The sequence below is a fragment of the Azospira restricta genome, from assembly GCF_016858125.1.
Classification (GTDB): domain Bacteria; phylum Pseudomonadota; class Gammaproteobacteria; order Burkholderiales; family Rhodocyclaceae; genus Proximibacter; species Proximibacter restrictus.
Genome location: NZ_CP064781.1, coordinates 75808 through 102022 on the forward strand (window position 1 = coordinate 75808; position 26215 = coordinate 102022).

The 26215-nt window shown below is 70.5% G+C and carries 22 protein-coding genes; 11 read left to right on the forward strand and 11 right to left on the reverse strand.

Features of this window, described 5'->3' with window-relative positions:
- The first annotated feature begins 6 nt into the window (after positions 1–6).
- The 4 genes from IWH25_RS00325 (at position 7) to IWH25_RS00340 (ending at position 2238) form a co-directional block, all read left to right on the forward strand.
- Entirely contained in the window at positions 7–516 is a 510-nt protein-coding gene (locus tag IWH25_RS00325; protein ID WP_203387375.1) for a glutaredoxin family protein, read from the forward strand.
- On the forward strand, positions 513–1274 hold the full coding sequence (xth, locus tag IWH25_RS00330; RefSeq protein WP_203387376.1) for an exodeoxyribonuclease III: 762 nt from the start codon (positions 513–515) through the stop codon (positions 1272–1274). The genes IWH25_RS00325 and xth overlap by 4 nt, the downstream gene beginning before the upstream one ends.
- A 10-nt stretch (positions 1275–1284) precedes the next feature.
- Positions 1285–1956, forward strand: a complete 672-nt coding sequence (locus tag IWH25_RS00335) for a Crp/Fnr family transcriptional regulator (protein ID WP_203387377.1) — start codon at positions 1285–1287, stop codon at positions 1954–1956.
- 90 nt (positions 1957–2046) lie between these two features.
- The gene (locus tag IWH25_RS00340; protein ID WP_203387378.1) at positions 2047–2238 is read left to right on the forward strand and encodes a YgaP family membrane protein; all 192 of its coding nucleotides are present in this window, start codon (positions 2047–2049) and stop codon (positions 2236–2238) included.
- Positions 2239–2308: 70 nt separating this feature from the next.
- On the opposite strand, the gene rsmA is transcribed toward IWH25_RS00340, so the two are convergent.
- The 4 genes from rsmA to IWH25_RS00360 form a co-directional block, all read right to left on the reverse strand.
- Positions 2309–3079 (reverse strand): 16S rRNA (adenine(1518)-N(6)/adenine(1519)-N(6))-dimethyltransferase RsmA, encoded by a 771-nt coding sequence (gene rsmA, locus IWH25_RS00345; protein WP_203387379.1) that lies wholly within the window; start codon positions 3077–3079, stop codon positions 2309–2311.
- Positions 3080–3197: 118 nt separating this feature from the next.
- Positions 3198–4208, reverse strand: a complete 1011-nt coding sequence (gene pdxA, locus IWH25_RS00350) for a 4-hydroxythreonine-4-phosphate dehydrogenase PdxA (RefSeq protein WP_203387380.1) — start codon at positions 4206–4208, stop codon at positions 3198–3200.
- Between the two features lies 1 nt (position 4209).
- The gene (locus IWH25_RS00355; protein WP_203387381.1) at positions 4210–5514 is read right to left on the reverse strand and encodes a peptidylprolyl isomerase; all 1305 of its coding nucleotides are present in this window, start codon (positions 5512–5514) and stop codon (positions 4210–4212) included.
- 12 nt (positions 5515–5526) lie between these two features.
- Positions 5527–8823 (reverse strand): LPS-assembly protein LptD, encoded by a 3297-nt coding sequence (locus IWH25_RS00360; RefSeq protein ID WP_238998965.1) that lies wholly within the window; start codon positions 8821–8823, stop codon positions 5527–5529.
- 92 nt (positions 8824–8915) lie between these two features.
- On the opposite strand from IWH25_RS00360, the gene IWH25_RS00365 reads away from it, so the two are divergent.
- From IWH25_RS00365 to IWH25_RS00380, 4 genes are read left to right on the forward strand one after another with little or no spacing between them, the layout of a single operon-like run.
- Positions 8916–9917 carry an aminoglycoside phosphotransferase family protein gene (locus IWH25_RS00365; RefSeq protein ID WP_203387382.1) on the forward strand — a complete coding sequence of 334 codons (1002 nt, stop codon included), beginning with the start codon at positions 8916–8918 and terminating at the stop codon, positions 9915–9917.
- A 25-nt stretch (positions 9918–9942) separates the two neighbouring features.
- Positions 9943–10620: an N-acetylmuramate alpha-1-phosphate uridylyltransferase MurU gene (murU, locus tag IWH25_RS00370; RefSeq protein ID WP_203389112.1), complete on the forward strand. Its 678-nt coding sequence runs from the start codon at positions 9943–9945 to the stop codon at positions 10618–10620.
- Complete coding sequence (locus tag IWH25_RS00375) at positions 10617–11942, forward strand: aminopeptidase P N-terminal domain-containing protein (RefSeq protein WP_203387383.1); 1326 nt, start codon at positions 10617–10619, stop codon at positions 11940–11942. Before murU ends, IWH25_RS00375 begins: the two co-directional genes overlap by 4 nt.
- Positions 11935–13083, forward strand: coding sequence for an FAD-dependent monooxygenase (locus IWH25_RS00380; RefSeq protein ID WP_203387384.1), 1149 nt, complete (start codon positions 11935–11937; stop codon positions 13081–13083). The genes IWH25_RS00375 and IWH25_RS00380 overlap by 8 nt, the downstream gene beginning before the upstream one ends.
- Before the next feature lie 7 nt (positions 13084–13090).
- Here IWH25_RS00380 and IWH25_RS00385 read toward each other — a convergent pair whose 3' ends face one another.
- From IWH25_RS00385 to apbC, 7 genes are all read right to left on the reverse strand, one after another.
- Entirely contained in the window at positions 13091–15253 is a 2163-nt protein-coding gene (locus tag IWH25_RS00385) for an O-linked N-acetylglucosamine transferase, SPINDLY family protein (protein WP_203387385.1), read from the reverse strand.
- An 8-nt stretch (positions 15254–15261) separates the two neighbouring features.
- Positions 15262–16308 carry a FecR family protein gene (locus IWH25_RS00390; RefSeq protein WP_203387386.1) on the reverse strand — a complete coding sequence of 349 codons (1047 nt, stop codon included), beginning with the start codon at positions 16306–16308 and terminating at the stop codon, positions 15262–15264.
- 23 nt (positions 16309–16331) lie between these two features.
- The gene (locus IWH25_RS00395) at positions 16332–17654 is read right to left on the reverse strand and encodes a tetratricopeptide repeat protein (RefSeq protein WP_203387387.1); all 1323 of its coding nucleotides are present in this window, start codon (positions 17652–17654) and stop codon (positions 16332–16334) included.
- Positions 17655–17671: 17 nt separating this feature from the next.
- Positions 17672–18424, reverse strand: coding sequence for a FecR family protein (locus tag IWH25_RS00400; protein WP_203387388.1), 753 nt, complete (start codon positions 18422–18424; stop codon positions 17672–17674).
- 42 nt (positions 18425–18466) lie between these two features.
- On the reverse strand, positions 18467–20692 hold the full coding sequence (locus tag IWH25_RS00405; RefSeq protein ID WP_203387389.1) for an arginine/lysine/ornithine decarboxylase: 2226 nt from the start codon (positions 20690–20692) through the stop codon (positions 18467–18469).
- 89 nt (positions 20693–20781) lie between these two features.
- The gene (gene dcd / locus IWH25_RS00410; protein WP_203387390.1) at positions 20782–21351 is read right to left on the reverse strand and encodes a dCTP deaminase; all 570 of its coding nucleotides are present in this window, start codon (positions 21349–21351) and stop codon (positions 20782–20784) included.
- A gap of 157 nt (positions 21352–21508) precedes the next feature.
- Entirely contained in the window at positions 21509–22600 is a 1092-nt protein-coding gene (gene apbC / locus IWH25_RS00415; RefSeq protein WP_203387391.1) for an iron-sulfur cluster carrier protein ApbC, read from the reverse strand.
- A 136-nt stretch (positions 22601–22736) separates the two neighbouring features.
- On the opposite strand from apbC, the gene metG reads away from it, so the two are divergent.
- From metG to IWH25_RS00430, 3 genes are read left to right on the forward strand one after another with little or no spacing between them, the layout of a single operon-like run.
- On the forward strand, positions 22737–24836 hold the full coding sequence (gene metG / locus IWH25_RS00420; RefSeq protein WP_203387392.1) for a methionine--tRNA ligase: 2100 nt from the start codon (positions 22737–22739) through the stop codon (positions 24834–24836).
- Positions 24833–25114, forward strand: a complete 282-nt coding sequence (locus IWH25_RS00425; RefSeq protein WP_203387393.1) for a hypothetical protein — start codon at positions 24833–24835, stop codon at positions 25112–25114. Before metG ends, IWH25_RS00425 begins: the two co-directional genes overlap by 4 nt.
- A 35-nt stretch (positions 25115–25149) precedes the next feature.
- The gene (locus IWH25_RS00430; RefSeq protein ID WP_203387394.1) at positions 25150–26211 is read left to right on the forward strand and encodes a carboxysome shell carbonic anhydrase domain-containg protein; all 1062 of its coding nucleotides are present in this window, start codon (positions 25150–25152) and stop codon (positions 26209–26211) included.
- Positions 26212–26215 lie beyond the last annotated feature (4 nt).

The window sequence follows — 26215 nt, forward strand, 5'->3', positions numbered from 1 at the left end:
GCCGACATGAAGACCATGCTGACCGTTGCCGTCGCCGCACTGCTGCTACCGCTGGCGGTGCAGGCGCAGACCACCTACCGCTGGGTCGACCCGGCGACCGGCCGCACGGTGTTCTCCGACCAGCCGCCGCCGGCCGGCGCGAGAAAGGCGACCCGGCAGAATGCGGCGGAGGCCGGCGACGAGCGCCAGCCGTCATACGCCGCCCGCGCCGCCGCCGAGAAGTTCCCGGTCGTGCTGTACACCTCGCCCGATTGCACCGACCACTGCGCCAAGGCGCGCGACCTGCTCAACGGCCGCGGCGTCCCCTTCGCGGAAAAGATGGTGCAGAGCGGCATGCCGGAACTGGAAGACCTGAAGAAGCTGACCGGCGGCGAGCCCTTCGTGCCGGTCGTCGTCGTCGGCAAGCAGCACGTCAAGGGCTTCGAGGCCGCCGGCTGGAACAACCTGCTCGACCTCGCCGGCTACCCGAAGGCGGCACCGTTCGGCAGCAAGCCGGCCAACCCGCTCGCGCAGTGAAGCTCGCCACCTGGAACGTCAATTCGCTGAAGGTGCGCCTGCCGCAGGTGCTCGACTGGCTCGCCGCCGAGCAGCCGGACGTGCTCTGCCTGCAGGAGCTGAAGCTCGAGGACAAGGCCTTCCCGCTCGCCGAGATCGAGGCCGCGGGCTATCGGGCCGCGTTCAGCGGACAGAAGACCTACAACGGCGTCGCCATCCTCGCGCGCGCGCCGCTCGCCGACGTCGGCTGCGGCATCCCCGGCTTCGCCGACGAGCAGAAGCGGGTGATCGCCGCCACCGTCGGCGACCTCCGCGTCGTCTGCGCCTACTTTCCGAACGGGCAGGCGGTCGGCTCGGAGAAGTTCGCCTACAAGCTCGACTGGCTGCGCGCGCTGACCGCCTGGCTCGGCGACGAGCTCACCCGCCATCCGCGGCTGGCCCTGCTCGGCGACTACAACATCGCCCCCGACGAGCGCGACGCGCATCCGGACTGGCAGGAGGAAATCCACGTCTCGCCGCCGGAACGCGACGCCTTCCGCGCGCTGACCGCGCTCGGCCTGGCCGACGCCTTCCGGCTGTTCGAGCAGCCGGAGAAGAGCTTCTCGTGGTGGGACTACCGGATGATGGCCTTCCGCCGCAACTTCGGCCTGCGCATCGACCACATCCTGCTGTCGCCGCCGCTCGCCGCGGCCTGCACCGGCTGCCACGTCGACAAGGCGCCGCGCAAGCTGGAACGCCCCTCCGACCACGCGCCGGTGGTCGCCGAGATCGGGCACTGAACGCCGCGGCATGGGCACCGTCACGCGCGAACGGCTGCTGACGCTCTACCCGGCGCTCGCCGACCTGCCCGCCGCCGACCTCGACCGCCTGCTGCAACCCGCAGCGCTGCTGCACCTCCCCGCGGGCACCCGCATCTTCGCCGAGCGGGAGCCCTGCCGCGGCTTTCCGCTGGTCGTCGACGGCTCGATCAAGGTCGTCAAGACGGCGCCGTCCGGGCGCGAGATGCTGCTCTACCGCGTCGCGCCCGGCGACTCGTGCATCATCAGTTCGAGCTGCCTGCTCGGCCGCACGCCCTATACCGCGCGCGGCGAAAGCGAGAGCGCGGTGACGCTGGCAGTACTGCCGGAGGCGCTGTTCGAGCGGCTGCTCGCGGAGCACCGGGCTTTCCGCGACTTCGTTTTCCACCTGCTCGCCGAGCGCATCGCCGACCTGATGCAGCGGGTCGAGGAAGTCGCCTTCCACCGTCTCGACCAGCGGCTGGCACGCCTGCTGCTGGCGCGCGGCGACGACATCCACGCCACCCACCAGGCGCTCGCCGACGAGCTCGGCAGCGTGCGCGAGATCGTCAGCCGGCTGCTCAAGGGATTCGCCGCCGAAGGGCTGGTCGAACTGGGCCGCGAGCGCATCCTGCTGCGCGACCGCGACGGGCTGCGCCGCGTCGCCGACAGCGCGGCGGGCTGATCGACGCCGGCTGTGTGACCCAGGTTACAGACACCGCATCGGCAGACGCTTATTCTCCGTTCCGTCATCCCAACCGCAACGGAGAAAACCATGAATGCAAACGTCGGCGGCATCGACAAGATCGCCCGCATTCTCGCCGGCGCCGCGCTCGTCGGCCTGGCCGCGACCGGCACGGTCGGCGCCTGGGGCTGGATCGGCGTCGTCCCGCTGGCCACCGGCCTGCTCGGCTGGTGCCCGGCCTATACGCTGTTCGGCCTGAATACCTGCCCGCTGAAGAAATAGGCGTCCCGGGCGGCGGTTCCCCTCCTCGCCCCGCCCGTTTCCGGTACGGCGGCACCCGGCACAGGTGCCGCTATTTTTTTGCCAGGAAGTTGGCGATGCGCACGTAGTCGTCGACCGTGAGGTCTTCGGCGCGGCGCGTCGGATCGATCGCCAGCGCCGCATAATCGGCGTCGCCGAGCAGCCCCTTGAGGTTGTTGCGCAGCATCTTGCGCCGCTGCGCGAAGGCGGCGGCGACGACCCGGCCGAGCAGCGCCTCGTCGACCGCGGCGAGCTCCGCCGGATCGCGCGGGATCATGCGCACCACCGCCGAATCGACTTTCGGCGGCGGGTCGAAGGCGGTCGGCGGCACGTCGATCAGCCATTCCAGCCAGAAGCGGTACTGGAGCATCACCGACAACCGGCCGCGCTCGCTGTCGCCGGGTTCGGCGACCATGCGCTCGACCACTTCCTTCTGCAGCATGAAGTGCATGTCGCGGACGCGATCTGCATAAGTCGCGAGATGGAACAGCAGCGGCGTCGAGATGTTGTACGGCAGGTTGCCGACGATGCGCAGGTCGCCGCCGAGGCTGCCGAAATCGAAGGCCAGCGCGTCACCCTCGTGGATCGTCAGCCGCGCCGGCGGGTGGCGCTTCTTCAGCCGGGCGACGATGTCGCGGTCGATCTCGACGACGTGCAGCCGGTCGACGCGTTCGAGCAGCGGCTCGGTCAGCGCGCCGAGGCCAGGGCCGATCTCGACGACGCAATCGCCGCGGGCCGGCGCCACGGCGCCGACGATGTCGGCGACGATCTGCGCGTCGACGAGGAAATTCTGGCCGAAACGCTTGCGCGGGATGTGTTTCATGTCGTCTCCGCCGGGCCGCCCCAAGGAGGCGACGCGTCTAGACCCGGCGGCGGCTTCCGCGGCCGAACCGTCGTCCCCCCCTTCCGCAGGAAGGGGGATGGGGGGAAGGCAGTCACGTTCATCCTCGGCAGGCGGCCATGCGCGCCGCCTCGCGTACCGCCTCGAACAGGCTGCCGGGGTCGGCCTGGCCGCTGCCGGCGAGCGCCAGCGCGGTGCCGTGGTCGACCGAGGTGCGGATCACCGGCAGGCCGAGGGTGACGTTGATGCCGCGGCCGAAGGTCGCGTACTTGAGCGCGGTCAGTCCCTGGTCGTGGTACATCGCCAGCACGCAGTCGCCCTGCGCCAGCAGCGGCGGCGTAAACATCGTGTCGGCCGGCAGCGGGCCGGTCAGCTGCATGCCCTCGCCGCGCAGGCGGTCGAGCAGCGGCGCGATGACCTCGATCTCCTCGCGGCCGAGATGGCCGTCCTCGCCGGCGTGCGGATTGAGACCGGCGACCAGGATGCGCGGCACATGGATACCGTACTTGGCGCGCAGGTCGGCGTGCACGATGCGCAAGGTCGCTTCGAGCAACGCCGGCGTGATCGCGTCGGGCACCGCGCGCAGCGGCAGGTGGGTGGTGGCCAGGGCCACGCGCAGCGGGCCGTGCGCCGTGTCGCCGGCGAGCATCATCACCACGCGCGGCGTACCGGTGCGCTCGGCGAGGTATTCGGTGTGACCGGAAAAAAATGTCCCCGGCGTGCCGGCGTCGTTGATGACGCCCTTGTGCACCGGTGCGGTGACCATCGCCGCGAACTCGCCGGAACGGCAGCCGGCCAGCGCGCGGTCGAGCATGCCGAGCACCGCCGGGGCGTTGGCCGGGTCGAGGCGGCCGGCGGCCGACGGCACCGCGAGCGGGCAGTGCAGCACGTCGAGGCACGGGCCGTCGGCGGTGGCCGGCACGGCGTCGGCAACGTAGTCGCGCAGCGTGCCGCGCCAGCCGGTGGCGGCGGCACGCGCCGCGAGCAGGTCGCGGTCGGCGAGGACGACGAGGCGCGCCGGGAAGCTTTCGCCGGCCAGCCGCAGGCAGAGCTCGGGACCGATGCCGGCCGGCTCGCCGGAGGTGACGGCGATCACCGGACGGTCGGTCACCTCAGCGCTCCTCCAGGCGGTACTCGACGTAGGCGCGGTCGCGCAGCTGGCGCAGCCAGTCCTGGTAGGCCTCGTCGAGCTTGCGCTCGCGCAGCACCTGGCGGGCCGACTGACGCTGGCGCTCCTCGGAGACGTCCTGGACGCGGCGCTCGAGCACCTGAATCAGGTGGAAGCCGAACGGCGACTTGGTCGGCTGGCTGATTTCCTTCGGCTGCAGCGCATCCATCGCCCGCTCGAACTCGGGCACGGTGTCGCCCGGGTACAGCCAGCCGAGGTCGCCGCCCTTGGCGGCGGAGCCGTCCTGCGAATAGAGGCGCGCCAGTTCGGCGAAGTCGCCGCCGTGCGCCAGGCGGTCGCGCAGGCCGGTCAGCTTGTGCAGCGCCTCCGACTCGGACACCAGCTCGTTCACACGGATCAGGATGTGCCGCGCATGCGTCTGCTGCACCGGCGGCAGCGCAATGCCGCCCTTCTTGGCGACCAGCTTGACGATGTGGAAACCGTTCGGGCTGCGCAGGATCGGCGACACCTCGCCCGGCTTCAGCTTGCCCACCGCCTCGGCGAACAGGCCGGGCAGGCGGTCGAGCGGGCGCGGGCTCATGTTGCCGCCCTGCAGCGCGTCGGGCGCATCGGAGAAGGAGGCGGCGAGCTGCGAGAAGTCGTCGCCGCGGGCAATCCGCTGCAGGATGTCGTCGGCCTTCGCCTTCAGCTTCTGCAGCTGCTCCGGCGACGCCGACTCCGGCGCGCGCAGCAGGATATGGGCGATCTGCACCTCCTCGCCGCCGCCGCCCTTCGCCGTCTCGGCGGCGATGAAGTTGTCGACCTCGGCGTCGCCGATCACCAGGCGGTTGTCGACCTCGCGCTCGCGCAGGCGGGCGACCGTCATCTCCTCGCGGATTTCCTCGCGGAATTTGGCGAAGCGGATACCGTCCTTTTCCAGCGCCTGGCGGAACTGAGGAACGGTCATCTTGTTGCCGGCGGCGATGCGGTTGATCGCCTGGTCGAGCTGCGTGTCGTCGACGCGCAGCCCGGTGTCGCGCGCGGTCTGCAGCTGGATGCGGTCGACGATCAGACGCTCGAGCATCTGCCGCTCGAGGACTTCGCGCGGCGGCAGCGGCGTTCCCTGCCGCTTCAGCTGCGCCAGCGCCGAGTCGAGCCGGCCGCGCAGTTCGCCGAGGGTGATCACCTCGTCGTTCACGACGGCGACGATGCGGTCGACCTCGACCGCCGAATTGGCCTGCGCCTGCGCCGCACCGGAAAAGGCGACGGAGAACGCGAGCGGAAGCAGGATGCGGAACAGCGATTTCATGAGCGAAAACCCTTACTCGCCGAACACCGGGTCGGCAACCGGCTGGTTGGCAAGGCCGTAGCCCTGGATGTTGCGTCTCAGCATGTCGATCGGATTGGAACCGATGCGGGCGAAGTCGTTCAGCTCGAGCTGGACGAAGAACGAGGTGTTGACCCGCCCGGACAGCGTCGCCACCTGGTGGCTGACCAGGCGCACAGCCCAGCAGCCAGCGTTGTACTCGAGGCCCGCGACCGTCTCGACCGGCTTGTGGTCGAGGATCGAGTAGTTGTAGCGGCCGACCGCCGACCAGCCGCCCCAGATCGGCCACTGCCCGGAGATGTCGACGTTCTTCAGCGCGCCGCTGGAAATCTGGTTGCTTGCGTAGCGATAGTTGAAATTGAGCGTCTTGCCCAGTTCCGGCTGGTAGCGTACGCCGACCGACGAGCGCTCCATCTGCGTGTCGGACGGGTTGTACTGCAGCGCCGCGTCGAGCCAGGTCTTCGGCAGCACGCGGCCGCTGAAGGCGGCGAGGAAGTCCGAGCGGTTCCACTTGTCGCGCGTCGATCCCGGGATCGTCTGCCCTTGCAGGTCGACGCGCTGCTGCTGGAAGTAGTAGCGCTGGCCGAACATCGCGCGCATCGCCTCGGCGCCGCTGGTCGGGTCGATCAGGCGGGAGACGACGGCGGCGGTCAGCTGGTTGGCGTCGCTGACACGGTCGTAGCCGAGGAACTGGTTCTCGCTGAAGATCTGCGCGAAATTGAAGTCGGCGATCGAGGTATCGAAGTTCGGGATCAGGCTCTGGTTCTTGTACGGCACGTTCAGGTAGTACAGCCGCGGCTCCAGCGTCTGCGTCGCCGGCGCGCCGAACCAGCTGGTCTCGCGCTCGAGGGTCATGCCGGCATCGACGCTGACGATCGGCAGCGAGCGCGAGACCGACTCGGAGCCTACCGAATTCGGCGCCCGGCGATCGAGCGAATACTTGGTCAGGTGCATGCCGACCTTCGGCGTCACGTACCAGCCCGGCTGCACGATCGGCAGCGCCAGCTGCGGATAGGCGACCAGCCGCCGGCCCTCGTCCTTGCGTTGCGCCGGATCCCGGTGGTTCGCGTCGGGGTGCGTGAACACCGTGTATTGGCCGGTGAAGGCGAGGTCCGAATAGAAAAAGTCCGGGCGGCGGGCGGTCAGGTTGAACTGCGGCGCCAGCGAATAGACGTTGGCGATACGCTGCGCCGGGTCCGGATCGGGATTCAGCGTCTGGTACGACTGGCCGATCACGTTGGCGCTCCACGACTCGCCGCCGTAGCCGAGCACGCCCTGGCGCAGCAGCTGGCGCTGCGAGGACAGCACCGAGCGCGACGAGAGGTCGGTGAAGTACTTGTCGTCGGAAACGCCCGAAACGTTCAGCGTCCCGGCAAAGCCGCGGCCGAGGTTCTGCTGGTGGCGCAGCGAATAGCCCCAGCGGTCGTCGCCGTCGGCCTGCCGGTCGTTGGGCAGGTATTCGCCACGGACGTTGCTGGCGAAGTTGTAGTCGAGATAGCGGAACTCCCCGCCGAGCTGCAGGCCGCGCTTCGAGTAGAGCCGCGGCGCGATCGTCGCATCCATGTGCGGCGCGATGTTCCAGTAGTACGGCGTCGACAGCGACAGGCCGCTGGCCGTGCTCGAGCCGACGGTCGGCGCGAGAAAGCCCGACTTGCGCTGGTTGTTCAGCGAGAACGACATCCACGGCGTCCAGAAGATCGGCACGTTCTGGAAATAGACCGTGCTGTTGCGGCCTTCGCCGACCTCGCGGTCGTAGTCGAGCGCCAGTTCGTCGGAACGCACGTACCAGCCCGGATCGTCCGGCTGGCAGGTGGTGTAGTTGCCGTTGAAGATGCGCATCTTGTTCTCGCCCTCGAAGTCGATGCGCTCGGCGCTGCCGGTCGCCGTCGTCTTCGGGATCTCGTCCGGCGCCTCCGACGGCACGCCGAGGACGTTCATCAGCGAGCCCGGCTCCGGGCGGCTCATGCGGAAATTCGTGGCCTGCTGGAACGCAGCGACGTCGCCGCCCGTCCCGCCGACGACGGCGCTGCCCTTGGCTCCCTTCTCCTGCCGCTCCCGCTCCTTCGCCGCCCATTTCGCCTCGCGCTTGAACGAGTACGTCGGCGCGTCGAAGACGCCGGTCTGCGACGCGAGCTTCATCCGCATGCGCGGGCCGGTCACCACATCCTCGGCCTGCGTCATGCGCACGTTGCCGGCGGCTTCCAGCTCATCCTCGACCGGCCAGTAGGTCAGGCGGTCGGCGTTGACCACTGCGCCCGCCTGACGCGCCTCGGCGTTGCCGGACGCCACCGTCTCGTGGTCGGCGACGCCGGCGAGCTCGTCGGCGGTGAGGAACATCGGCCGCGGCAGGCCGCCCGACGACAGCGGCGCCAGCGTCTTCGCCGTCCGCAGCGCCGGCACGCCGACCGCGCCATCGGGCAAGTCGATCGTTTCGCGCGGGAAGTTGAGCACCGGCGGCCGGCCGGCGCGCCAGGCAGCCTGCTCGTCCTGCGCGATGCCGGCCAGCGTCGCCGGCACCGACGCCGTCGCGACGCCGGCAACGGCCGTGCCGGGCGCGCCGGCAACGGCCGGCGCACCGAGCAGGCCGGGATGCACGCGCAGCGGCGACAGCGTCGTCACCTTGCTCGCTCCTGGCGGCAGCCCCGGGGCGGCGGTGACGCGGCCTTCCGTCTTGCCGGCGGGCGCACTGCCGGCGATCTGCGGCGCCGGCGCGCGGGACGCCGCCGACGGATCGAGCAAGCCGGGATGCACCTGCAGCGGCGCCAGCGTCGTCACCTTGCCGCCGGCGGATTCGGGCCGCGCCGGCGCGGCCGGCTGGGTCGCCGCCGGCGCACCGCCTGCCGTCCGGGTGCCTTCCTGCGTGCGCGGCCGCGGCGGCGGCGTCACCGGCTGCGGCGAGCCGGTGGACTGCACCGGCGCCGACGGCGCCGGTGCCACTGCGGCGGGCGCCGGTTCGGGCGCCACCGCGCGGGCGGGGATTCGCTCCGGCGAGGCGGCCTTGGCCGGCGGCGCCTTGGCCTTTTCCGGTGCCGGCTCGGCCTCGCCCGCCAGCGGCTTGCTTTCGACGGCCTGCGGATCGACCGGCTTGACGTCGGCGCGCGCCTTTTCCGCGGGCGCCTCGACCGGCTTCTCCGGCACCGGCGCCGGCTTCTTTTCGGCCGGCGGCAGGCCCAGCAGCGTCGGATCCACGCGCAGCGGCGTCATGCTCTGGGCAGCCGCATTGCCGGCGGCCAGGCTGGCCAGGCCGCAGCAAACGAACAGCGCCAGCGGTTTCTTGCGCGCGCGGAACATAGGGGGAGCGAGGGCTTTCGTTATCGGCCGCCGACGGAAGGCCGGCGGGCCGGGTGTTAAAATCGCGCCATTTTAGCATCAAGGAGCCCGGGATGCCCCGAACTCAGGCGCTGCAGGACTGGCTCGCAAAGCAGCTCCCCGAGCAGCCGTTCACCCTCGCGCCGGCCTCGGCCGACGCCAGTTTCCGCCGCTATTTCCGCGTCACGCTGGCCGACGGCGTGACGCGCATCGTCATGGACGCGCCGCCCGAGCACGAGGACTGCCGCCCTTACCTGAAGGTCGCGCAGCTGTTCGCCGATGCCGGCGTGCACGTGCCGACGGTCTACGCCGAGGACCTGGCGCAGGGTTTCCTGCTCCTCTCCGACCTCGGCAACACCACCTACCTGACGGCGCTCGAAGCGCACCCGGAAGGCGCTTCGGCGCTCTATCGCGAGGCCAACGCGGCGCTGGTGAAGATGCAGGCGGCGAGCCGCCCCGGCGTGCTGCCGGAGTACGACCGCGTACTGCTGACGCGCGAGCTGCAGCTGTTCCCCGACTGGTACGTGGCGAAGCACCTCGGCGTCACGCTCAGCGAGGCGCAGCGGCAGACGCTCGACGCTGCCTTCGAGAAAATCCTCGCCAGCAACCTCGCACAGCCGCAGGTCTTCGTGCACCGCGACTACCACTCGCGCAACCTGATGATCAGCGCGCCGAACCCGGGCGTGCTCGACTTCCAGGACGCCGTCTACGGCCCGATCAGCTACGACCTCGTGTCGCTCTACCGCGACGCCTACATCGGCTGGGAAGAGGAGCAGGAGCTCGACTGGACGATCCGCTACTGGGAGGCGGCGCGCAAGGAGAAGCTGCCGGTGGCGGCCGACTTCTACGACTTCTGGCGCGACTACGAATGGATGGGCGTGCAGCGCCAGCTGAAGGTGCTCGGCATCTTCGCGCGACTGAACTACCGCGACGGCAAGGCGCAGTACCTCGCCGACATGCCGCGCGTGATGGCCTACCTGCGCCGCGCCTGCGGGCGCTACATCGACCTCAAGCCCCTGCTGCTGCTGCTCGACGAACTGGAGAACCGGCAGGTGCAGACCGGCTACACCTTCTGACGATGCGGGCGCCGCAATGAAAGCGATGATCCTCGCCGCCGGCCGCGGCGAACGCATGCGGCCGCTGACCGACCGCACGCCGAAGCCGCTGCTGGTCGCCGGCGGCAAGCCGCTGATCGTCTGGCACATCGAGCGGCTGGCCGCCGCCGGTTTCACGGAACTGGTGATCAACCACGCCCATCTCGGCGAACAGCTCGCAGCCGCGCTCGGCGACGGCCGCCGCTGGGGCGTGCGCATCGCCTGGTCGGCCGAGCCGCCGGGGGCGCTGGAGACCGCCGGCGGCATCGCACAGGCGCTGCCGCTCTTGGGCGACGCACCCTTCCTGGTGGTCAACGGCGACATCTGGTGCGACTGGGATTTCCGCCGCGCCCGCGACATCGCGCTGTCGCCGCAGCATCTCGCCCACCTGGTGATGATGGCCAACCCGGCGCACCACGCCGGCGGCGACTTCGCCCTCGACGAGACGCGTGCGCCGGCGCAACTGATGCTCGCCGACGGCGGTCCAACGCTCACGTATTGCGGCATCGGCGTCTTCCACCCCGACTTCTTCGCCGGCGTCCCGCGCGGCAGCGTGATGAAGCTGCGCCCGCTGCTCGACGCGGCGATCCCGCGCGGCCTCGTCAGCGGCGAGCGCCACGCCGGACGCTGGGTCGACGTCGGCACCCCCGAACGCCTCGCCGCCCTCGACCGGGAGCTGTCATGAACAAACCGCACCACGCCCCTTTTTCCGCCCGCCGCGCGCGCCTCGCCGCGCAGCTCGGCGATGGCGTCGCCGTCGTGCCGACCGCCCCCGAGCGCGTGCGCAACCGCGACACGCATCATCCCTACCGCTTCGACAGCTACTTCTGGTACCTGACCGGCTTTCCCGAACCGGAGGCGGTGGTCGTGATCTGCGGCGGCGAGCGTCCGCAGACCATCCTCTTCTGCCGCGAGAAGAACGAGGAGCGCGAGATCTGGGACGGCTACCGCTACGGCCCGGCCGCCGCCTGCGAAACCTTCGGCTTCGACGCCGCGTATCCGATCGGCGAGCTGGACGCGCGCCTGCCCGAGCTGATCGCCGACCGCGCGACGCTGTGGCACTCGCTCGGCCACGACGCCGACTGGGACGCGCGCATCGCCGCCGCGCTCAACGCGGTGCGGGCGCAGGCGCGCGCCGGCAAGCGGGCGCCGCGCGAGATCCGCGACCTGCGCGCGGCACTCGACGAGATGCGCCTGATCAAGGACGACAGCGAGCTCGACACCATGCGCCGCGCTGCCGCCATCAGCGCCGCCGGCCACGCGCGGGCGATGCGCCACTGCCGGCCGGACATCGCCGAGTACGAGCTGGAGGCCGAGCTGACGCACGAATTCCGCCGCCGCGGCGCCGGCGGCCACGCCTACACGCCAATCGTCGCCGGCGGCGCCAACGCCTGCGTGCTGCACTACGTGGACAACGACCGCCTGCTGCCCGACGGCGGGCTGGTGCTGATCGACGCCGGCTGCGAGCTCGACGGCTACGCCGCCGACATCACGCGCAGCTTCCCGGTGAACGGCCGCTTCTCGCCGGCGCAGCGGGATGCCTACGAGATCGTCCTCGCCGCGCAGGCGGCGGCGATCGCCGCGATCCGTCCCGGCGCCTCGTTCATGGCCTACCACGACGCCGCGGTGCGCGTGCTGGCGCAGGGCATGATCGACCTCGGGCTGCTCGCCGGCAGCGTCGACGGCGTGATCGAGAGCGAGGCCTACAAGCGCTTCTACATGCACCGCACCGGCCACTGGCTCGGCCTCGACGTGCATGACGCCGGCGAGTACAAGGCGCACCGGCCGGACGCGAGCGGCGACGACTGGATCAGGCTCGCCCCCGGCATGACGCTGACCGTCGAGCCCGGCCTCTACATCCGCCCGGCCGCCGACATCCCCGAGGCCCTGCACGGCATCGGCATCCGCATCGAGGACGACGCGATCGTCACCGGCGGCGGTTGCGAGGTCTACACCGACGCACCGAAGACGGTCGCCGAGATCGAGGAAGTGATGCGCCGTGACTGACGCGGCGCCCGACTGCGAGGTCCTGATCGTCGGCGCCGGTCCGGTCGGCATGACGCTGGCGCTGTCGCTCGCCGCCGGCGGCCGGAAAGCGCTGCTGCTCGACCGCCGCGCGCGCGGCGCCTGGCGCGACGACCCGCGTGCGCTGGCGCTCGCGCACGGCACGCGGCAGCTGCTGGCAATCCTCGGCGCCTGGAACGCCGCCGCCGGAACCGCGATCCACGACATCCACGTCTCGCAGCGCGGCGGCTTCGGCCGCACACAGATCACGCGCGAGGAATTGGCGGTCGAGGCGCTCGGCTACGTCATGCGCTACCGCGACCTCGCCGCCGCGCTCGACGCGCGCCTGCCCGCCGCCGCGCTGCTTGACGGCGCCGAACTCACGGCGCTGCAGGTCGGCAACGATGCCGCCGTCGCCACGATCCGCCGCGATGGTGGGGAAACGACGATCCGCGCCCGCCTCGTCGTGCATGCCGAAGGCACGCCGGCCGAAGACGCCGGCGTCGCCGTCAGCGACTACCGCCAGCACGCGGTGCTCGCCGAAGTGCGGCCGCAGCCGGCGCACGGCCACCGTGCCTGGGAACGCTTCACGCCCGACGGCCCGCTGGCGCTGCTGCCGCTCGGCGACGACTACTCGGTGGTGTTCACGGTACCGCCGACGAAGGCCGACGCCTTGCTGGCGATGGACGACGACGCCTTCCTCGCCGCGCTGCAGCAGCAATTCGGCCCGCGCGTGCGCTTCGCCGCGACCTCGCCACGCGCCCGCTATCCGCTCGCGCTGCGCCTGCGCCGGCAGCTCGTCGCGGCGCGCCAGGTGTGGATCGGCAACGCCGCGCAGACGCTGCACCCGGTCTCCGGCCAGGGCTTCAACCTCGGCATCCGCGACGCCTGCGAGCTGGCGCAGGCCGTGCTCGCCGCCGGCGATGCCGGCGACGCGGCGATGCTCGCCGGCTACGCGCGCGGCCGCAGGCTCGACCGCCGCGGCAGCGTCGCCTTCACCGACGGCATAGTGCGCGCCTTTTCCAACGATTTCGCGCCGCTGCGTCTCGCCCGCGGCCTCGGCCTGCTCGCGCTCGACCTCTGCCCGCCGGCACGCCGCTTCGTCGCCGACCGCATGATCTGGGGCGCCCGCGCCTGGCCGTAGGCGCCGCCTACGCCGGCACGTCGATCGCCGCCGGCGTCAGCCCGGCGCCGTGCCGCTGCCAGGCCAGCACCAGCCCCCGCTCGTAGTCGCGCAGCCAGCGCCGCGGCGCAAAGAACGGCGCGCTCGCGCGCGCCTCGGCGATGCTGCGGTGGGCCGCAGCCAGCCGCGCCGGCGACTGCAGCAAGGCCAGCGCCAGCGCCTCGTAGGCCGCCAGATCGGCAACCGCCAGCGATGCCTGCCCGGCCGCGTGCAGCAGGCCGGCCGCCATGCGCTGCCCGAGCGTCGCGCCGGCACAGCTCAGCACCGGCACGCCGGCGACGAGCGCGTCGGCGGTCGTCGCGCCGCCGTTGTACTGCGGCGTATCGAGGAACAGGTCGGCCTGCTGCAGCCGGCACAGGTGCTCGGCCAGCGGCAGCCGCGGCGCGAAGCGCAGGCGCTGCGGGTCGACGCCGTGCGCCGCTGCCGCGCCGCGCAGGTTCGCCGTCGCCGTCGCCGTCGCCGCCGCGCCGGCGTCGGCGAGCCAGAGGACGGCGGCGGGCACCCGCTGCAGCAGGCGCATCCATAGCGCGAACGCCGCCGGGTCGATCTTGTACGGATGATGCATCGCGGCGAGGACGGGCGCGTCGGCCGGCAGTTCGAGCGCCTCGCGCGCCGGCGGCGACGGCAGCGGCTGCGCCGCGTAGGCGCACGGATAGGGCGCCGCCGGCAGACGGATCAGGGCCTCGCTGAAGCCCGCGTCGCAGCCGGCCGGCAGGCTGACGCGGTCACCGACGAAGTAGTCGAGCCACGGCGCCCCGCTCGTCGCCATGTAGGCGAGGAAGGCGAGCTGCAGCGGCGCCGGCCGGCGCGCGAGGATGCCGGGGCGCGAGCGGTCGGCGTAGCCGGCGAGGTCGACCGCGATGTCGGGCGCGTCGGCGGCGATGCGGGCGGCGGCGGTCGCGTCGTCGAGCCCGCCGAGGTCGACGAAGCGGTCGCAGCCCTCGGCGATGCGCCGGCGGACATCGCTGCCGTCGTCGCCGCCGAGCGCGTAGGCGAAGACCTCGAAGCGCTCGCGGTCGTGCAGTTCGTAGAGGCCGGCGGTGAGCAGCCCGGTCGGGTGGATGCGGAAGTCCTGCGACACGTAGGCCAGCCGGATGCGGGACCGGCCGGCGGCGCGCGGGGGCCGGGCGACGGGTGCCGCGGCCGCCGCCGCGGCGATGTTGCGCGCCAGCCGCAGCTGGTCTGCGGCGGGCAGGCCCATCGCCATCGCGCGGAAGCCGAGCGCCTTCTCGGCGAGCGGCGGCGCCGCATCATCGCGGACCAGTGCCGCGAAGCGGTCGACGAACTGCGCGCGCGCGCGCCAGTCGCAACGCTCGATCGCGTCGTAGTGGCGGAGCAGGAACAGCACGCGGGCGTCGAGCGCATCGCCGGCGTCGCCCTCGCCGAAAATGCCGCGCCGGTAGGCGCGGACAGCCTCGGCGTCGAGCGCCCGCGCCCGGTCGAGCAGGCGCTGCGCGTCGGCGAAGCGCTCGCCCTGCGCCAGCGCGAAGCCGGCGTGCAGCAGCGCCTTGGCGTTGCCCGGCGCCAGCTGCGCGGCGCGGCCGAACGCCGCCGCCGCGTCGGCATGGTTTCCCGCGCGCAGCAGCGCGTCGCCGAGGTTGAACTGCGCGGCGAAGGCGTACGGGCGCAGGCCGGCGAGCCGCCGGTTGTTGGCCACCGCCGCGTCGACCCGCCCCAGCGCCAGCAGCAACGCGCCGCGGTTGGTCAGCGCGTCGGCGTGCTGCGGCTGCAGCGCGAGCACCCGCTCGTAGCCCGCCAGCGCCTCGTCATGGCAAGCGGCAGCCTCGGCGGCGACGGCCAGGCTGAACCAGGCCTTGGCTTCACCGGGCGCAAGCTGCACCGCCTCCCGGCAGGCGTCGAGCGCGCGGCCAGGGTCGCCGAGTTCGAGGGACACGGCCGCCAGCGCGTAGCGGCATTCGAGATGGCCGGGATCGGCCTCGGCCGCCCGCCGGAAGGCATCGCGCGCCGCCGCCGCGTCGCGCAGGCGGTGGCGCGCGGCGCCGAGCAGGAACCAGGCCTCGCCGTCCGCTGGCCGCTCGCGCAGGCAGGCCTCGAGCGCGGCCGCGGCGCCGGCGGCGTCGCCCGCCTGCAGCAGGGCCCGGGCGTCCGCCGGCGAGGCAGCCTCGGCCACGCGCGGCGTCAGCGGGCGAGCACCGCCGAGCCGCTGGCCGTCGCCGTCGGACTGGCGGTGGCGTTGTCGACCGAGTACGAGAGGCCGACCCGCTCCGCCGCGGCGCCGTAGAAGGTGCCGGAAACGCTGCCGCCGCAGGTGCAGGAGCAGAACGAGCCGCTGCCGGAGAGGCTGGTGTCCGGGATCGTGTTGCCGGCGATCGAGCCGGAGCCGGAGACGTTGAAGGTCTGCGTGCCGACGCTGCCGCTGAGGCTGGTACTGAACGCCAGCGAGCCGAAGTTCACCGCCAGCGAGGCCGCGTTGAGCTGGCTGGCACCGCTCGCCTGCGAGACGATCGTCGCGTAGGTCGCCGAGCCGGTGGTCGGCATCGGCGAGGTCGGCACGAAGTCGCCGGCGAAGACGTCGGTCGTCGCGAACACCGGCTGCACGGCCAGGGTCGGCTGCGGCGGGTCCATGCGCGGCTTGACGTCGCTGCGCTTCACCTCCGCGTTCGGACCGCTGACGATGGCCGAACTGCCGGCCGGCACCGTCGCGCAGCCGGCGTTGTTGCAGACCTCGATCGCGCCCTCGCCGGTCCACACCGCGACGCTGTCGGCGCCGGTGTAGGCGAGCGTGAACTCGGTGCCGCGGATGCCGATCGTCGCCACCGAGGTCGTCACCTTGTAGGCGTTCCGGTTGCCCTTGCCGACGAGGCCGGTAATCGTGCGCAGGCCGCCCCTGAGCAGGCTGAAGAAGCCCTTCTCTTCGCCGGCGGCCGAGCCCGAGAAGCGGTAGTCGTCGACCTTGAACTCGGAGCCGGGCTGCAGCGAAACCATGCCGCCGTCGGTGAAGCGCAGCTGCGCACGACCGCCGTCGCCGGTGACGACCGCCTCGCCGCTGGCGATCTCGCCGCCCTTCTGCAGCGGTCGCGCGCCGGCGGCGCCGACCGCGGTGACGCTGCCGTGCGCGAAATTGACCTTCGCCGCGCCGGCCGCGTGCGCGGCGAGCGGATAGACAGCGGCCAGCGCGATCAGCAGCGCGGGGTTCTTCGGGCGGAACAGGATGGGCATCGGCATGATTCGCACCTCGGGTCAGAGCGTCAGAACTCGCGACGGACCGTGACCGAGAGCGTCTCCCGGTGGTAGTCGGTGAGCTTGGTGTTCGAGTCGTTGTAGGTCAGCGACAGCTGCGGCGTGACGCTCCACTCCCTGGTCAGGTAGCGGGTCGCGCCGACGCTGACGCCGAACTGGTTGTCGCGGCGCTTCTTCAGGAACAGCGGATCGTCCTCCCTGTAGCCGCGGTACTCCCAGCTGACGGCGCCGAAGAGCACGGTCTGCGCGTCGAAGTTCATGCGTGCGCCGGCGCGCAGGCCGCCGCCGTCGAAACCGAGCCAGTCGGCACGGTCATGCCGTTGCGGCCGCTCGCTGACGCCGTAGGCGCTGGCGAAGGCGACCAGCCCGTCGCGGTAGAGATGCGCGAAGCTGGCGCCGGCCACCCAGCGCCGGGCGTCGCGCGCCTCCTGGTCCGGATAATCGAGTTCCGCATACTGCGCGAAGAGGCCGACCTGGTTGCGCGCGTCGAGGTTGCGCTGCCACTGCCCGGTCAGGCTGACGTGGTCGCGGAAACGGCCGTGGTCGAGGTAGAAGGTGCCGCCCTGCGCCATCAGCGTATAGACGTCGCGGTCGGCGCTGCGCGTGACGCCGAGGCTGGCGTCGGCGTTCTGCGTGTCGAACTGCTGCTTGCCGAAGTTGTTGCGCGTCGCGCCGGCGAGACCGGCGAGCAGCGTGTAGCCGCCGCCGAGCGGCGCCCGCAGGTTCACGCCGCCGCCGAGCGAGCCGTAGCCGTCGGCATTGGCCTTGGTGTCGCTATCCAGTTCGAAGGGCAGGTTGCCGAAGCCGGGAATCGCGATCGTCGACCGGTTCGGGCCGACGTTGACGTTGCTGTCGTAGCCGACCGTCGCCTCGACGTAGCCGGTCAGCGCCGCCGGCTCCTCCGCCCGCCGCATCGCCGCGATGTAGCGGTCGACCGTCATCGACACGTCGGCCGGCACGCCCTGCCGCTTGACCGTCGCGAACTCCTGCTCGGCGGTCTGCGTCTCGCCCAACGCGAGGTAGGCACGGGCGATCTCGGCACGGGCGCGGACGTTGTTCGGCTCGACCGCCAGCACGCGCTCGAGCGCGAAGACGGCACGGGTGTTCTGGCCGGCTTCCAGCGCCGCCCGCCCGAGCAGGAAATCGAACAGCGGCTCGCCGGCGCGCGTCGATTCCTGCGGCTCGAGCAGCTGATAAGCCTCGACGCCCTTGCCGGCATCGAGCAGCGCACCGGCGCGATCGGTCAGCGCGTCCGCGAACGCCATCGGCGCATGCAGCGCGAAGGCCGCCAGCAGCGCGGCGCACAGGGTCCTGGTCTTGTTCGTTTGCACGTTCCCCCCTCGAATCATCAGTAGAGCCGTCCGCTGTCCTGCGGCACATACGGCGACGGCGACTGCGGCGGCGGCATCACCGGTTGCGGCGGTGGCGCCGGCAGCTGTGGCGAAACCTGCGCCGGCGGCAGCTCCGGCACCGCCGCGCCCGGCGCCGTCGGCGCCTGGCCGCCGCCCTGCAGGCGCGGCCGGGTGTTGCCGTCCGCCACCAGCAGCGTCTGCCCCGGCCCGGCCAGCGCGCAGCCGGCGGCATTGCAGACCTCGACCAGGCCGGCGTAGGTCGTCACCGACAGGCCGCCGCCGGCCAGCGTGGCGCCGTATTCGGTGCCGCGGATGCCGATCGTGCCGACCGGCGTGTCCATCCGGTACTGCTCGTTCCTCTGCTTGCCGATCAGGCCGCTGACTGCGCGCAGTGCCCCCTTCAGGAAGCGCATCACGACGCGGTCCTCGGCGGCGGCGCGGCCGCCCTGGTCGGCGAAGCGGAACTGCTCGACGCGGAACTGCGTTCCCGGCTGCAGCGAGATCGTTGCGCCGTCGAGGAAGCGCAGTTGCGCGCGGCCGTCCGCGGTATGGACGGTGTCGCCGACGGCCACCGCCGCGCCGCGCTCGGCCCGGCGCGCGGCGCCGTCGGCGGCGAGCACGCTGGCGTTGCCGGTGGCGAAGACGATCGTCGCCGCCGGCTGCGCGGCAGCAATGGCCGCGACGCCGGCGAGCAGCAGGCCGAGCAGCAGGCGGAGCCCGGCGAAATGCCGGTCGAATCGGAAAATCATCGGCAAATCATGCACGTGATGCCGATCCGGCACAAGCGCCGCTTACTTCACGCAGTCGACGTAGTAGCGCCCGTCGTCGCCCTTGACGAGGCCGTGGATGTCGGTCTCGAAGCCCGGGAAGCGGGCGTTGAAGTCGCGCGCGAAGCGCAGGTAGTTGACGATGGTCGCGTTGAAGCGCTCGCCCGGGATCAGCAGCGGGATGCCCGGCGGGTACGGCGTCAGCAGCACGCTGGTGACGCGCCCCTCGAGCTGGTCGATGGCGACGCGCTCGATCTCGCGGTGCGCCATCTTGGCGAAGGCATCCGCCGGGCGCATCGCCGGCACCATGTCGGAGAGGTACATCTCGGTGGTCAGGCGGGCGACGTCGTTGGCCTTGTACACGTCGTGGATCTGCTGGCACAGGTCGCGCAGGCCGACGCGCTCGTAGCGCGGGTGCTTCTGGCAGAACTCGGGCAGCACCTTCCACAGCGGCTGGTTCTTGTCGTAGTCGTCCTTGAACTGCTGCAGCTCGGTGACCATCGTGTTCCAGCGGCCCTTGGTGATGCCGATCGTGAACATGATGAAGAACGAGTACAGGCCGCACTTCTCGACGATGACGCCGTGCTCGGCGAGGTACTTGGTGACGATCGCCGCCGGGATGCCCCAGTCGGCGAAGTCGCCGTCGACGTCGAGGCCCGGCGTGACGATGGTGGCCTTGATCGGGTCCAGCATGTTGAAGCTGTCCTCGAGCTGGCCGAAGCCGTGCCAGCGCTCGCCCGGCTTCAGCATCCACGCGTCGCGCTCCTCGATGCCCTCCTCGGACAGGTCGTCCGGCCCCCACACCTTGAACCACCAGTCGGCGCCCCACTCCTCGTCGACCTTGCGCATCGCGCGGCGGAAGTCGAGCGCCTCGGCGATCGACTCCTCGACCAGCGCCGTGCCGCCCGGCTCCTCCATCATCGCCGCGGCGACGTCGCACGAGGCGATGATCGCGTACTGCGGCGAGGTCGAGGTGTGCATCAGGTAGGCCTCGTTGAACACGTCGCGGTCGAGCTTGCGCCCCTCCGAGTCCTGCACCAGGATCTGCGAGGCCTGCGACAGGCCGGCCAGCAGCTTGTGCGTCGACTGCGTCGCGAACACCATCGACTCCTTGCAGCGCGGCCGGTCGGCGCCGATCGCGTGGTAGTCGCCGTAGAAGTCGTGGAACGCGGCGTGCGGCAGCCAGGCTTCGTCGAAGTGCAGCGTGTCGATCTTGCCGTCGAGCATCTCCTTGATGTCCTCGACGTTGTAGAGGATGCCGTCGTAGGTCGACTGCGTGATCGTCAGCACGCGCGGCTTGGCGTTCTTGTCGGTGGCGAACGGGTTGGCGGCGATCTTCCTCTGGATGCTCTCCCACGAGAACTCGCTCTTCGGGATCGGGCCGATGATGCCGAAGTTGTTGCGCGTCGGCATCAGGAACACCGGGATCGCGCCGGTCATGATGATCGAGTGCAGCACCGACTTGTGGCAGTTGCGGTCGACGACGACGATGTCGCCCGGCGCCACCGTCGAGTGCCAGACGATCTTGTTCGAGGTCGAGGTGCCGTTGGTGACGAAGTACAGGTGGTCGCAGTTGAAGATGCGCGCGGCGTTGCGCTCGGAGGCGGCGACCGGGCCGGTGTGGTCCAGGAGCTGGCCGAGTTCCTCGACCGCGTTGCAGACGTCGGCGCGCAGCATGTTCTCGCCGAAGAACTGGTGGAACATCTGGCCGACCGGGCTCTTCAGGAAGGCGACGCCGCCGGAGTGGCCGGGGCAGTGCCACGAGTACGAGCCGTCGGCGGCGTAGTGCGTCAGCGCGCGGAAGAACGGCGGCGGCAGCGAGTCGAGGTAGGACTTCGCCTCGCGCACGACGTTCCTGGCGATGAACTCCGGCGTGTCCTCGAACATGTGGATGAAGCCGTGCAGCTCGCGCAGGATGTCGTTCGGGATGTGGCGCGAGGTGCGCGTCTCGCCGTGCAGGAAGATCGGGATCTCGGCGTTCTTGTAGCGGATCTCCTCGACGAAGGCACGCAGCTCGGCGAGCGTCTCCTCCGGCTCGTTGGCGAGCTCCTCGTCGTCGATCGACAGGATGAAGCACGAGGCGCGCGACTGCTGCTGCGCGAACGAGGTCAGGTCGCCGTAGCTGGTGACGCCGAGCACCTCCATGCCCTCCTGCTCGATGGCCTCGGCCAGCGCGCGGATGCCGAGGCCGGAGGCGTTTTCCGAACGGAAGTCCTCGTCGATGATGATGACCGGGAAGTGGAAGCGCATGGCTGTTCCTCAAAAGACGGCGACCCGCCGGAGCGGGTCACAGATTAAGACAAAGTTGTTACGCGAAGGCGATTGTTTCGGCGGCGCCGTCAGATCTTCGGCAGCGTGACGCCGACCTGACCCTGGTACTTGCCGCCGCGGTCCTTGTACGAGGTCTCGCAGATCTCGTCGGACTCGAAGAACAGCACCTGCGCGCAGCCCTCGCCGGCGTAGATCTTGGCCGGCAGCGGCGTCGTGTTCGAGAACTCGAGCGTCACGTAGCCTTCCCACTCGGGCTCGAACGGCGTCACGTTCACGATGATGCCGCAGCGCGCATAGGTGCTCTTGCCGAGGCACACGGTCAGCACCGAGCGCGGGATGCGGAAGTACTCGACGGTGCGCGCCAGCGCGAAGGAGTTCGGCGGGATCACGCAGTAGCCCTTGCCGGAGACCTCGACGAAGGAGTTCGGATCGAAGGCCTTCGGATCGACGATGGTCGAGTTGATGTTCGTGAACACCCGGAATTCGTCGGCGCAGCGGATGTCGTAACCGTAGCTCGACGTGCCGTAGGAGACGATCTTCTGCCCGTTCACCTCGCGCACCAGCTCGGGCGCGAAGGGCGAGATCATCTTGTGCTCTTCCGCCATGCGGCGGATCCACTTGTCGGATTTGATGGCCATGGGGCGGGTTCCGTGTGCCGGGAAAATAAAGGCGGCTATTTTATCGGCAGAACCCCCCCGGCGGGGAGATTTTTACGCCAGGGAAATCAGTGGCTTAGCGCAGCAGCGCGCGGGACTGCGGCCCCCGCCGGCGGGCGGGCGCCGCAACGCGGAGCGCTCAGGTGTTCTGCACGACGATGGTCGGGAACTTGGCCGACATGTCCTTGGCCGTCTCGCCGACCTTGACCGCGACGCGGCGGGCGATCGTCCGGTAGATGTCGGCGGCCTTCGAGTCCGGCGCGCCGACCACCGTCGGCTTGCCCGAATCGGCCATCTCGCGGATGTTCAGCTCGAGCGGCAGCGCGCCGAGGAACTCGACGTTGTAGTCCTTGCACATCGCCTCGCCGCCGCCGGTGCCGAAGATGTGCTCGGCGTGGCCGCAGTTCGAGCAGACGTGGATGCTCATGTTCTCGACCAGGCCGATGATCGGCACGCTCACCTTCTCGAACATCTTCAGGCCCTTGCGCGCGTCGATCAGCGCGATGTCCTGCGGCGTGGTGACGATCACCGCGCCGGTCACCGGCACCTTCTGCGCCAGCGTCAGCTGCGTGTCGCCGGTGCCCGGCGGCATGTCGACGACGAGGTAGTCGAGGTCCTGCCAGTTGGTGTCGTTGAGCATCTGCTCCAGCGCCTGCACGACCATCGGGCCGCGCCAGACCATCGGCATCTCGACGTCGATCAGGAAGCCGATCGACATCGCCTGCACGCCGTAGGCCACGAGCGGCTCCATCGACTTGCCGTCGCGCGACTCCGGCTGCTGGCCGGCGAGCCCCAGCATCTGCGGCTGCGACGGACCGTAGATGTCGGCGTCCAGGATGCCGACGCGCGCGCCTTCCTGGGCCAGCGCCAGCGCCAGGTTCACCGCGGTCGTGCTCTTGCCGACGCCGCCCTTGCCCGAGGCCACGGCGATGATGTTCTTCACCCCCGGCAGCGGCTTCAGGCCGCGCTGCACCGCGTGCGAGACGATCTTCACATAGACGTTGGCGCTGACGTTGCCGACGCCCGGAAGCGCCTTGACCGCGCCGATCACCTGCTTGCGGATGCCGTCGATCTGCGAGTTGGCCGGATAGCCCAGCTCGATGTCGAACGACACGTCGTCGCCATCGACCTTGATGTTCTTCGCCGACTTGCCGGCGACATAGTCCTTCTGCGTATTGGGATCGATGAGGCCCTGCAGGGCGGCCTTGACGGCCTCGACGGTGACTGCCATTTATTCTCGCTCCAGGAAATACTTGAGTAATTTTGTACAGTATCGGGTGATTCTAACCGAAATGTCGGTGATTGGGTCAGGGCGTCCGATGGCCTTTGCTAGAATTGCGCCTTTCCCCACTCCGGCAGCACCTCCCATGCCCCGCAAGATCCTCGTCACCTCCGCCCTGCCCTACGCCAACGGCGCCATCCACCTCGGCCACCTCGTCGAGTACATCCAGACCGACGTCTGGGTGCGCTTCCAGAAGATGCGCGGCAACGAGTGCTGGTACGTCTGCGCCGACGACACGCACGGCACGCCGATCATGCTGCGCGCGGAGAAGGAGGGGATCACGCCGGAGGCGCTGATCGAGCGCGTGCATGGCGAGCATTCGCGCGATTTCGCCGGCTTCCACGTCGGCTTCGACAACTACTATTCGACGCACTCGCCGGAGACGCGCGCCTGCGCCGAGGACATCTACGGCAAGCTGAAGGCGGCCGGGCTGATCGAGGTGCGCACGATCGAGCAGTACTACGACCCGGTCAAGCAGATGTTCCTGCCCGACCGCTTCATCAAGGGCGAGTGCCCGAAGTGCTCGGCCAAGGACCAGTACGGCGACAACTGCGAGGTATGCGGCGCCGCCTACACGCCGAACGAGCTGAAGAACCCGTACTCGGCGGTGTCCGGCGCCAAGCCGGAGCTGCGCAACTCGGACCACTACTTCTTCAAGCTCTCCGACGCCAAATGCCAGGCCTTCCTGCGCCGGTGGACGCGCGAGGCCGGCCGCCTGCAGGCGGAAGCCTCGAACAAGATGCAGGAATGGCTCGGCGCCGAGGGCGAGAACAAGCTGACCGACTGGGACATCTCGCGCGACGCGCCGTACTTCGGCTTCGAGATCCCGGAGGCGCCGGGCAAGTACTTCTACGTCTGGATGGACGCGCCGATCGGCTACATGGGTTCGTTCAAGAACCTGTGCGAAAAACGTGGCCTCGACTTCAACGAGTACTTCAAGCCCGATTCGTCGACCGAGCTGTACCACTTCATCGGCAAGGACATCCTCTACTTCCACGCGCTGTTCTGGCCGGCCGAGCTGGAGCACGCCGGCTACCGCACGCCGACCAAGATCTTCGCGCACGGCTTCCTGACCGTGGACGGCGCCAAGATGTCGAAGTCGCGCGGCACCTTCATCACCGCCGAGAGCTACCTGAAGACCGGGCTCAACCCGGAATGGCTGCGCTACTACTACGCGGCCAAGCTGAACGGCACGATGGAGGACATCGACCTCAACCTCGACGACTTCGTCGCGCGCGTCAATTCCGACCTGGTCGGCAAGTACGTGAACATCGCCAGCCGTTGCGCCGGCTTCATCAGCAAGAAGTTCGACGGCAGGCTCGGCCACACCGACGCCGCCTGGCTGCAGCCGCTGCGCGAGGCCGCCGACAGCATCGCCGCCGCCTACGAGGACCGCGACTTCGGCCGCGCGCTGCGCGAAGTGATGGCGCTGGCCGATGCCGCCAACGTGGTGGTCAATGACCGCAAGCCGTGGGAGCTGGCCAAGCAGGACGGCAAGGAGGCCGAGCTGCACGCCGCCTGCTCGGAGGCGATCGAGGCCTTCCGCCTGCTCACGCTGTACCTGAAGCCGGTGCTGCCGAAGGTCGCCGAGGCGGTCGAGGGCTTCCTCGGCATCCAGCCGCTGACCTGGACCGACGCCATCGCCGCGCTGCCCGCCGGCCACGCGATCAACGCCTACAGCCACCTGATGACGCGCATCGACCCGAAGCAGGTCGTCGCGCTGGTCGAGGCCAACAAGGAATCGCTGGGAGCGGTGGCAAATGCGACGCCCGCCCCCGCCCCGCAGAAACACGCCGAGAAACAGGAGAACGCCGTGGCCGCTGCCGCCGCTGCCGCTGAAAGCGGCCCGCACATCACCATCGACGATTTCATGAAGGTCGACCTGCGCGTCGCGAAGATCGTCGACGCCGGCCACGTCGAAGGAGCCGAGAAGCTGATCCGCCTGTCGCTCGACATCGGCGAGGAGAAACCGCGCCAGGTCTTCGCCGGCATCAAGTCGGCCTACGATCCGGCGGCGCTGGTCGGGCGGCTGACGGTGATGGTCGCCAACCTGGCACCGCGCAAGATGAAGTTCGGCATGAGCGAGGGCATGGTGCTCGCCGCGTCGAACGCCGACGACAAGAACGGCGGCCTCTACATCCTGTCGCCGGATTCCGGCGCGCAGCCGGGGATGCGCGTCAAATGAGCGTGTTCGGCAAGAAGAAGCCGCGCATCAAGCCGCAGCTGACGCTGCGCATCTTTCTCTGGGCGCTGGTCGACGTGGTCGGCATGCTGCTGCTGTCGCTCGGCCTGATCCATTTCATCTACGGGCCGGGCCGGATGTTCAAGAGCTTCCCCGGCACCGGCGGCGAAGCCGCGGTCGTGCTGGCGGCCGGCGCCGCGATCATGATCTGGGCCGCCGGCAACATCCTGCGCGAGATGCTGAAGCAGCCGCACCTGACCGGCGACGACGAGGCGAGCTAGAATCGCCGGGAACCGCCCCGGGGAAGGAACGCCGCATGGACATCCACGCCAAGCCGATCGGCGAACGCATCGACTGGCTCCTCGAGCGCGCCGGCGACTACTCGGAACGCTTCTGCAGCCCGGAGAACTGGCTGGCGCGCGAGCGCTACCTGGCGCAGCACCCGACCGCGATCGCCGTGCTCAAGTGCATGGACGGCCGCATCAACATCCCGGTCGCGACGCAGACCCCGCTCGGCATCATCCAGCCCTTCCGCAACCTCGGCGGCATCTTCGACCTCGGCTGGCCGCACCTCGGCGAGGTACTCGCCGGCTACGTGCAGCGCCGCATCCGCGAAGGCCGCCGGGTGCTGCTGGTCGTCACCTACCACTTCTCGCGCGGCAGCAAGGCGCGCGGCTGCGCCGGCTTCGACTACGACACCGACGCCGCGCGGGCGCATACCCGCCGCATCCGGCAGCAGGTGGCGACGGTGTTCGGGCAGGCGCACGGCACGGTCTATCCGCTGGTCTGCGGCTTCGAGACCGACGAGGATGCGCTGCTGGTGCACGGCGACGGCGAGGCCGTGCTCGACCTGGCGACGCTCGGCGCCGACGAGGAGGCCGCGCTCGCGCCGCGGCTGGCGGCGCTGCTGCCGGACATGCCGGAGCAAGTGCGCGCCGACCTGCTGCCGCTGCTCGCCGGCAACCTGCGCCACGTCGCCGAGGTCCGGCGCACGCCGCGCGCGGCCGAAACCGAGCACCGCGAGTGGATGATCTGCGTCGGCCGCGGCTTCGACTTCCTGCACATGCCGAACCTGGCGCTGATCGTCGGCCCCTACAGCCCGGAGCTGGCCGAGCCGGTGGCGACGGCCGCCGGCATCATCGCCGGCAACATGCGCGACCGGCGCATTCCCGGCGACGGCTTCCTGCTGCTCGCGTCGGTGCCGTACGAGGAAGTCGGCGTCGATCGTGCGCGCGCCGAGCTGAAGTCGCGCTTTCTCGCCGAGTTCTCGGCCGGCGTGATCGCCGCCCGCCACCCGGCGCTGGCGCGCGGCATGCACCTGCGCACCGCGGTCCTCGACTGGCGCTCGCGCCGGCTGGAGCAGCTCGACGCCGGCTGAGCGG

Excerpts from the sequence above, each read along its gene's own strand:
- IWH25_RS00425 (WP_203387393.1), top strand. The coding sequence starts at position 24,833 with ATGAGCGTGTTCGGCAAGAAGAAGCCGCGCATCAAGCCGCAGCTGACG.
- murU (WP_203389112.1), top strand. The coding sequence starts at position 9,943 with ATGATCCTCGCCGCCGGCCGCGGCGAACGCATGCGGCCGCTGACCGAC.
- IWH25_RS00340 (WP_203387378.1), top strand. The coding sequence starts at position 2,047 with ATGAATGCAAACGTCGGCGGCATCGACAAGATCGCCCGCATTCTCGCC.
- IWH25_RS00390 (WP_203387386.1), bottom strand. The coding sequence starts at position 16,308 with ATGCCGATGCCCATCCTGTTCCGCCCGAAGAACCCCGCGCTGCTGATC.
- IWH25_RS00405 (WP_203387389.1), bottom strand. The coding sequence starts at position 20,692 with ATGCGCTTCCACTTCCCGGTCATCATCATCGACGAGGACTTCCGTTCG.
- IWH25_RS00360 (WP_238998965.1), bottom strand. The coding sequence starts at position 8,823 with ATGTTCCGCGCGCGCAAGAAACCGCTGGCGCTGTTCGTTTGCTGCGGC.
- IWH25_RS00335 (WP_203387377.1), top strand. The coding sequence starts at position 1,285 with ATGGGCACCGTCACGCGCGAACGGCTGCTGACGCTCTACCCGGCGCTC.
- IWH25_RS00375 (WP_203387383.1), top strand. The coding sequence starts at position 10,617 with ATGAACAAACCGCACCACGCCCCTTTTTCCGCCCGCCGCGCGCGCCTC.
- IWH25_RS00355 (WP_203387381.1), bottom strand. The coding sequence starts at position 5,514 with ATGAAATCGCTGTTCCGCATCCTGCTTCCGCTCGCGTTCTCCGTCGCC.
- IWH25_RS00430 (WP_203387394.1), top strand. The coding sequence starts at position 25,150 with ATGGACATCCACGCCAAGCCGATCGGCGAACGCATCGACTGGCTCCTC.
- dcd (WP_203387390.1), bottom strand. The coding sequence starts at position 21,351 with ATGGCCATCAAATCCGACAAGTGGATCCGCCGCATGGCGGAAGAGCAC.
- apbC (WP_203387391.1), bottom strand. The coding sequence starts at position 22,600 with ATGGCAGTCACCGTCGAGGCCGTCAAGGCCGCCCTGCAGGGCCTCATC.
- IWH25_RS00325 (WP_203387375.1), top strand. The coding sequence starts at position 7 with ATGAAGACCATGCTGACCGTTGCCGTCGCCGCACTGCTGCTACCGCTG.
- metG (WP_203387392.1), top strand. The coding sequence starts at position 22,737 with ATGCCCCGCAAGATCCTCGTCACCTCCGCCCTGCCCTACGCCAACGGC.
- IWH25_RS00400 (WP_203387388.1), bottom strand. The coding sequence starts at position 18,424 with ATGATTTTCCGATTCGACCGGCATTTCGCCGGGCTCCGCCTGCTGCTC.
- rsmA (WP_203387379.1), bottom strand. The coding sequence starts at position 3,079 with ATGAAACACATCCCGCGCAAGCGTTTCGGCCAGAATTTCCTCGTCGAC.
- IWH25_RS00365 (WP_203387382.1), top strand. The coding sequence starts at position 8,916 with ATGCCCCGAACTCAGGCGCTGCAGGACTGGCTCGCAAAGCAGCTCCCC.